Below are 7,691 nucleotides of genomic sequence, written 5' to 3' on the forward strand. Positions count from 1 at the left end.
CGCCTGGAAATCGGCCGCCTCCGGCGCATCCACCTGCTGTTCTTTTGCATAGAGAAGAACAGCTTTCGCCAATGGGTGCTCACTCTTCTTTTCCAGGGAAAGCGCCAGGCTTACCAGCTCCTTCTCAGTCACACCTCCGGACGGGATGACGTCGGTCACACGCGGCTCGCCGCTGGTGATCGTACCCGTCTTATCAAGCGCTACAATGTCCATTTTTCCGGTTTCTTCCAGTGAAACAGCTGTCTTGAACAAGATTCCGTTTTTCGCGCCCATGCCGTTGCCGACCATAATCGCAACCGGCGTAGCCAGTCCCAGTGCACACGGGCAGCTGATAACCAGTACGGAAATACCTCGCGCCAATGCGAATCCAAACGTCTGTCCTGCCAGCAGCCAGACAATCGTTGTCACCACTGCGATCGTGATAACCGCCGGGACAAACACGCCGGAAACCCGGTCTGCAATCTTGGCGATCGGCGCTTTCGTCGCCGCCGCGTCGCTGACCATGCGGATGATCTGCGACAGGGAGGTATCTTCACCGACTCTGGTCGCCTCACAGCGCAGATAACCAGACTGGTTGACCGTTGCCGCCGAAACCGGGTCACCCTGTGCCTTATCCACCGGAATACTCTCGCCGGTCAGTGCTGCCTCGTTGACCGCGCTTGCTCCTTCCAGGACCACGCCGTCCACCGGGATATTTTCACCTGGGCGTACAACAAATACATCACCCTTCTTTACCTCTTCAATCGGAACCTTTGTTTCCACTCCATCCCGGATGATAACAGCTGTCTTCGGTGCCAGTTTCATCAGTCCCTTTAAGGCATCCGTCGTTTTTCCCTTGGAACGCGCCTCCAGCATTTTTCCGACTGTGATCAGCGCCAGAATCATTGCCGCCGACTCAAAGTAAAATTCATGCATGTAGGACATGACTGCCGTGTCGTTGCCCTTTAACTGTGCGTCCGTCATCGCAAACAACGCATATGTGCTGTAAATAAACGACGCGCCAGAACCAAGTGCTACCAGCGTGTCCATGTTCGGGGCGCGGTGTAAAAGTCCCTTGAAACCACTGATAAAGAATTTCTGGTTAATCACCATGATAATTCCGGCTAAAAGGAGCTGTAAAAGTCCCATCGCCACATGGTTGCCATCCATAAAGTGCGGCAGCGGCCAGCCCCACATCATATGTCCCATCGACATATACATAAGGACTGCTAAGAATCCCAGCGATGCGATCAGACGGTGTTTTAAAACCGGCGTCTCCCGATCTTTTAAGGCGTCCTCTGCCTCCGACGCGCTCTGCGCCTGCGCTGCAGTGCCTTGTCCTTTCAGGGATGCGCCATATCCGGCATCTTCCACTGCATGAATCACGGTCTCCGGCGGCACATCGCCCTCGACGCCCATCGAATTTGTCAGCAGGCTGACCGAGCATGCCGTGACACCCGGCACTTTCGATACTGCCTTTTCAACCCGGCTGCTGCATGCCGCGCAGCTCATGCCGGTTACTGTATATTGCTTCATGGTCTCCTCCTATCTCTTAACTGTCCTTATAATATACCCCCACAGGGTATATGTCAACCCCAATTTCATTTATAATCTGTAACGGTTCAGTATCTTCACAGTCACGCGCAAAAAGACCCTGTCCGGAGAATTTCCCCTTACAGAGTCTTTTATACATTCGCATCTATGCCGCCCTTTGGCGGGCATAGACATTATTCCATTTTTATCTGTGCATCATCCAAACAGCACGCCCAGCACGCCGTAGGACAGAATCGACATAATCACCGTCGCCAGCGCGATACCGACTAAAATCGCGCCAAATGCCTTGCCAAATTTCATGTGGAGCAGGGACGCCACCAGCGCGCCTGTCCATGCGCCGGTTCCCGGAAGCGGGATGCCGACAAAGAGCATCAGCCCCCAGAACTCATATTTCTCGATCTGCCCTTTTTTGCTCATCGCTTTGCGTTCCAGCCACAGCGCAATACCACGGAAACACGGAACCTTCTTCATCCACTCCAGCACATGGCGGATCAGAAGCAGGATAAACGGGATCGGCAGGATATTTCCCACGATACAGATCGGGATCGCCCGCAGGATCGGCACGTTTAAGAGTGCCGGTGACGCAGCCAGAAGCCCGCCTCGAAGTTCCAGAATCGGAATCATCGAGATAATGAAGATAATTGCCTCCTTCGATATAACTCCGGATAAATTAGCTGTAAACCATTGTACCAGTGAATCCATAAATTATGCCTGCTCCCCGCTGTTATTTTCATTCTGTGCCGCAGTATCGGTGGTGTTCTCCGAAACAGAGTCCGAAGCATCCGCGGAATCCGCGTCTGGACCAGCCGTGCCTTCTGTTTCTGCGTTGGCAAGCGCCTCATCTGCTGCAGCTTCATCCTTCTCTTCAAAGATAGTCTCCTGCATCTCCTCCGGTTCTTCCGGCTCATGCACATCTGCAGATGTCGTCGAATCCATCGGCGCACCGCACCGGCTGCAGAATGCCGCATTTTTCTCCACCTTTGCGCCGCACTCCGCGCAGACTCTTGTGCCCTCTAACTCGGCAATCTCATCCTCCAGGGACGCAATCTTCACAAGCCCAGCCTGGATAGTATGGAACTCATCTGCGAATTTCCCTTCCAGCTCGCCCTCATGTCTGTCATAGTATGCTTTTCCCAGTGTGATATATGCCTTATTAATCTTATCTTTCTCAGCGGACAACTTCGATTTCAGCTGTAATACGCCTGTAATGTCCTTTACCCGGTTCGCAGCTTCCTTGCTCTTATCGCTGATCACCTTTCCAAGCTCATCGAAAAATGCCATATTTCTTCCTCCTCTGCGGGATATGTACGCCTCAAATTTTGTTCTGCCTGATGTGACGGCGCATCGCTGTTCTAAATCCAAAGGCAGGTTCATGCAAAACCAAAGCGTCTGATATTTTCTCATAACGATTCAGCCGGTTTTTGCATCAAATACATAAACCGGCTGAACCGCTACGTTTCCCTTTATTTTAGCCCCTACGGGGGAGAAAGTCAATCTTTTGCATCCCCGAATCAACTCCAGGCAGCTTTTTTAGTACGCAAACACCCGGTTCAGCCGCATCAATTCCGGTGTCAGGCCGAAGGTCGATTTCACAAACTCCGGAACCTTGCCATAGCGGAACGAGCGCTGGTAGATGCCATACTGACCCGATTCATCCATTTCATAGTCCGCCGCATATTCCCCATCATACAGGGCATTCTGACCGGCATCCACCGTATATGTCTGACCTATCTCATTTTCCTCCATTAAATTTACCGAATCCCTCAAATCATCCTCTGAAACTGCCCCTGTGTCCTCTGTACCGGACACATATACTGCAATATTGATCCCCTGATATACCTCCGCCATTTGATTGATCTGCACCATATCATCCGAAGCGGAGTTTGCAAGAATTTCTGCAATCTGTTCCGGATCTGTAATCGTTACCTCGCGTCTGCTGTTATTCTGAAGATACTCCCGCTGGCGTTTTCCAAGCTCTGTATCTGCCGGTGCCAGCTGATCCTCTGGAATCTTGCCGCCCTGATACTGAAGCACGATTTTTTCTGTATTTTCCGGCGTCACCTTGCTGCCGACCTCGGTACCACACTGTTTCAGAATCGCGATCGTCTCCTGGAAGGACGGATAAATCGGGTAATAATCAAACTGGTTAAATGTGTCATAATAGCCGCCATTTTTACGAATCACATCAATCATCGCCTGCATCTCATTTGTCTTAAACTGAATCTCCGCGATCGGCATCTCCTCCCGGCGCATATCCGGCGTCAGAGCCATCAGCTCTTTCTGGTATGCAGCAAGAAGCGCCGCCTTCGTCTGCTCATCCGGAAGCTTCACATGGCTGCAGTCCTCTTCCTCTTTGTAATTGACGCCTGCGGCATCGTCTGCCTGTAGGGACAGCACCGGGTACATTCCCAGTTTATAGCTCTGATTTTCATAAATGGAATCTAGCTGTTCCCGCAGCTCCGTTACATTGATCGTGCGGTAATTACGGTAAACGGTTTTTCCATTGTTCAGATGCCAGGACAGCACGATCGAATCATAGCGTGAATCCAGATCCGTCTCACTCATCCAATCCTGTCCGCCGTTCAAATGCTTCCGCTGTCTGGAAGCTGTCTCGATACCCTGCGCGCCAATTTCCCGCAGGACACGGATTCCATCCTCATCCGAGATCTGCATTTTATCTGCCACATCTCCCTGGGACGCCCATTCCATTCCAACACTGTAGCCATCCCTATACATTCTCGGAGTTACATGGTAAGCCCCTACCGCATTGTTGTCCAGCGCATCACAGTAAATACCCGCGTATGCAACCTTGTCAGTATCCGGCAGATAGCTGTCATATCCTGCCACATCCAGGCGGAACCCTAAGAAAATGGCTGCCACTGCCACCGCACTGATGACAAGCTGTCTCTTATGCGCAAACAAGCTCTTAAAATCGAAATGATAGATAATTTCGATCAGGCAGCTGGTGATGAGCAGTCCGCAGATCAAGCCAAACACGGTCCAGATATCATCATTCAGGATTGACCGGAAAATCATTCCGGAAAACAGCGTGATCGGCACAACCAGAAGGAAACGGATCACCGGCTCACTTACCTTAAATGCCATCGCTCTTCCAGCCGCCTCAGACGGGCGTTTCCGGTACAGGAACATTCCCAGACCAAAGAGCAGGGCTGCCACTGCCAATGCAATGACTGCCATCCGGGTGGGATGATCCGAACCAGTTGCCGTGCCGTACCAGAAAACCGGTGAGGTCCGCTCGCACCAGCGCAGCAGGAAATTGCCATTGTCATAAAACGTCATGAAGTATTCGGAAAAATACGTCGATACCACTGCAGCCACCCCCGGTCCCCAGCTAAAAAGCACGCCGGTTCCCAGTAAACCCACGATCAGATTGCCTGTCAGAATCACTGCCAGCACAACCGTCATGTACACCAGTGTAAAAAAGCACATATGCTGTACATACCCAATCAGCAGGGTTCCCCATGAAAATGGTGCGCCCTTTACCTGCAGCATCACTCCTGCCGCCAGCAGAAATACCAGATACGGGACTGCCAGATACAGGATACCGTCCAGGCAGGTCACAGTATAAAGCATTTCACGGCTGATCGGAAGGCTGTGAAAAAAATCCGTTTTCTTTTTCGAATGTAGATACGAAAAACCGGACGCTGCCAGCACAACCGCCGTCACAATCAGGATAAATACCAGCATTGCATTCTGGATCGAATACATATGCAGCATCTCATTGGTCAGCTTTAATTTTGCTTCTGCTAACGCCGCTTCGACGCTCAGATCTTTAGACAAGTTATCCGGACGAAGCAGTATGCTGGTTTCCAGCGCTGTCAGGACCGGAAACAGAAAAAAGCACAAAAGTGCGGTAAGCGCCACGCTCCAGAGACGCTGCTTCGTATTTTCTCTCATATATTTAAAAAACAAGCCTTTTGATGTCATAACCAGCCACCTCCGTTTCACTGATAAAGATCTCTTCCAGGGAAAGCGGTATCATTTCAAAAAACACCGGATGATACGCCTGTAAAATTGTCTGAATCTCTTCCCGTTTTCCGCGCACGGTAAGCGTCAGGAGACTTCCCCTCTGTTCCGTCTTTATAATATCGATTCCCTGCAAATCGCTGCTCCCCACTCCCGCCGGAAGCACACACTGAATCTTGTGAATATTTAACTTCATATCGTCCAGATCCTTTGAGAGAAGCATTCCTCCCTTGTGAAGCAGACCTACATGGTCGCAGATATCTTCCAGCTCTCGCAGATTATGGGAGGCGATGACCGGCGTGAGGTTCCGCTCCTCGATATCATTAGCAAAAAGACTCTTGACCGTCTGCCGCATGACCGGATCCAGCCCGTCAAACGTTTCGTCGCAGAACAGATAATCGGTTCCCGCACAAATGCCCAGCAGCACAGCGAGCTGTTTTTTCATACCCTTCGAAAAGGTCTGCACCTTCCGCCGGCTTTCCAGTTCAAAATTCTTTAGCAGTTTATCAAACCGGGCTGCATCAAACTTCGGATAAATTCCCTGATAAAACACCTTCATATCTTCCGCCGTTCCATTGCTTAAGAAATACGGCTCATCCGGGATATAAAAGCACCGTGCCTTTACCTTTGTATTCTCAAATACCGTCTCATCATCAACCGTAACGCTTCCTTCGTCCGGCTTTAAAATACCGGCTGCCATCCGCAAAAAAGTACTTTTTCCGGCGCCGTTGGTTCCAATCAGACCAAAGACACTTCCATTGTGAATCTCCGCATGGATATGATCGACTGCCACTGTATCATAAAAACGCTTCGTCAGATTCTCAGCCTTTATCATTCCTGTTTCCTCCTTTCTCACTTCCATAGCTCTGGATGACCTGCTCCTGGAACTCCAGCATCGTGATGCCGGTTCCTTTTGCATCCCGGATCAGAAGTTCCAGCTGATCCCAGATCTCCTGCCGCTTCCTCTCCCGGATCTGCCGGTTATCCGCCACAAAACTGCCCCTGCCCTTAACCGAATAAATATATCCCTGGCGTTCCAGCTCTGCGTACGCCCGCTGGATCGTATTCGGATTCATCGACAGCTCCGTTGCCAGACTCCGCACGGATGGAAGCTGACTGTCCTGCTCCAAAATCCCCCGGACCATCAGATCCGACAGCTTCTCAACAATCTGCTCATAGAGAGGTCGTCGATCTTTATAATCAATCAGAATCATGCTCACATTCTCCTTTCCTCCATTCTGCCCTGTCTCAAAAATCATAAGTGTATTAGTTCATTTAATACAGTTATAGTATACAAAAAGGGCAGTCGATTGTCAACCGACTGCCCTCTTACGATTTTCTTAACAACCTTTTTGGTTATATCCGAATAGAAACAAACTTCTGCAATCAAAGATTGATTACTGAGCCTGTGTCTCCTCAGCTGCCTCAGTCTCTTCCTCAGATGCCTCTTCGGTCTCTTCCTCGGAAACTTCCTCAGTCTCTTCTGTTTCAGCCTCAGTCTCCTCAACTGCTTCAGTCTCTTCTGCCTCTACAGTCTCCTCTGCTGCTGCAGTTGTCTCCTCTGCTTTGCTGCCGCAAGCGGTCAGAGCAGATGCTGCTACCATTGCACTCATAACTAAGATTGCTGCTGTTTTTGTAAGATTCTTTCTCATAATTATTCTCTCCTCTTTAAAACATACGATTTATGTTTTCTTGTACCTCATCGGTACAGGACTTATAATAAAAACAAATTATGTCCAAAATATGAACAGATAATTAACATTCACTAAATAAATCCAATATTTCTTACAAAAACCGAAAGCTTTCGTAAGAAAAATCCTTGTTTCTGTTGGTTTTACATTGTTTTTTTAAGTCTTTAAATCTTAATATATATGCGGCAGTTTTCTCGTTTCAATGCTGCTTTTTCCCGGTTTCCAGCTTATTTTTATTCTTTTTTTGTTTCTTTATGAACAATCTCCTCGATTTTGTGTTTACGATTTGTTCACAATTTAGCCAAATTTGAACGGTTGGAACCGGACTGAAATTCCGTCATATATTTCCGATAGCGAAGCGGCAGGCGCGTTCGCTGGCAGGCTGGATTTTCCCGCTCCTTAATTCCTATCTGATGAAAAAATGCACTCCAGAGCGCCGCATATTCGCTCTGATCGGTTTTCCCGGAAAGCGCCTGCAGG

8 protein-coding genes are annotated in these 7,691 nt (G+C 49.5%); all 8 read right to left on the reverse strand.

Annotation, left to right across the window (positions count from 1 at the left end; translation table 11 throughout):
* Positions 1-1,515, reverse strand: a 1,515-nt coding sequence (locus QVO97_RS00970; protein ID WP_288188548.1) for a heavy metal translocating P-type ATPase, incomplete at its 3' end; no start/stop codon positions are given.
* Positions 1,516-1,728: 213 nt separating this feature from the next.
* Positions 1,729-2,235 (reverse strand): COG2426 family protein, encoded by a 507-nt coding sequence (locus tag QVO97_RS00975; protein WP_022358562.1) that lies wholly within the window; start codon positions 2,233-2,235, stop codon positions 1,729-1,731.
* A gap of 3 nt (positions 2,236-2,238) precedes the next feature.
* The gene (locus QVO97_RS00980) at positions 2,239-2,814 is read right to left on the reverse strand and encodes a zinc ribbon domain-containing protein (protein ID WP_022358563.1); all 576 of its coding nucleotides are present in this window, start codon (positions 2,812-2,814) and stop codon (positions 2,239-2,241) included.
* Positions 2,815-3,063: 249 nt separating this feature from the next.
* A complete protein-coding gene (locus QVO97_RS00985; RefSeq protein WP_022358564.1) occupies positions 3,064-5,481 on the reverse strand; it encodes a DUF6449 domain-containing protein in 2,418 nt (805 codons plus the stop codon).
* Complete coding sequence (locus QVO97_RS00990; RefSeq protein ID WP_022358565.1) at positions 5,456-6,355, reverse strand: ABC transporter ATP-binding protein; 900 nt, start codon at positions 6,353-6,355, stop codon at positions 5,456-5,458. Before QVO97_RS00990 ends, QVO97_RS00985 begins: the two co-directional genes overlap by 26 nt.
* Positions 6,342-6,734 (reverse strand): GntR family transcriptional regulator, encoded by a 393-nt coding sequence (locus tag QVO97_RS00995; RefSeq protein WP_022358566.1) that lies wholly within the window; start codon positions 6,732-6,734, stop codon positions 6,342-6,344. The genes QVO97_RS00990 and QVO97_RS00995 overlap by 14 nt, the downstream gene beginning before the upstream one ends.
* Before the next feature lie 183 nt (positions 6,735-6,917).
* The gene (locus QVO97_RS01000) at positions 6,918-7,172 is read right to left on the reverse strand and encodes a hypothetical protein (protein WP_022358567.1); all 255 of its coding nucleotides are present in this window, start codon (positions 7,170-7,172) and stop codon (positions 6,918-6,920) included.
* Positions 7,173-7,501: 329 nt separating this feature from the next.
* On the reverse strand, positions 7,502-7,691 hold a 190-nt coding region (locus tag QVO97_RS01005), incomplete at its 5' end, for a DUF4130 domain-containing protein (RefSeq protein ID WP_288188552.1).

Origin of the sequence: Clostridium sp. CAG:43 (genome assembly GCF_000434655.1) — a bacterium.
GTDB lineage: Bacteria > Bacillota > Clostridia > Lachnospirales > Lachnospiraceae > Otoolea > Otoolea fessa.

Coding starts and splice junctions, on each gene's coding strand:
- QVO97_RS00975 (WP_022358562.1), bottom strand. CDS start 2,235: ATGGATTCACTGGTACAATGGTTTACAGCTAATTTATCCGGAGTTATA.
- QVO97_RS00980 (WP_022358563.1), bottom strand. CDS start 2,814: ATGGCATTTTTCGATGAGCTTGGAAAGGTGATCAGCGATAAGAGCAAG.
- QVO97_RS00985 (WP_022358564.1), bottom strand. CDS start 5,481: ATGACATCAAAAGGCTTGTTTTTTAAATATATGAGAGAAAATACGAAG.
- QVO97_RS00990 (WP_022358565.1), bottom strand. CDS start 6,355: ATGATAAAGGCTGAGAATCTGACGAAGCGTTTTTATGATACAGTGGCA.
- QVO97_RS00995 (WP_022358566.1), bottom strand. CDS start 6,734: ATGATTCTGATTGATTATAAAGATCGACGACCTCTCTATGAGCAGATT.
- QVO97_RS01000 (WP_022358567.1), bottom strand. CDS start 7,172: ATGAGAAAGAATCTTACAAAAACAGCAGCAATCTTAGTTATGAGTGCA.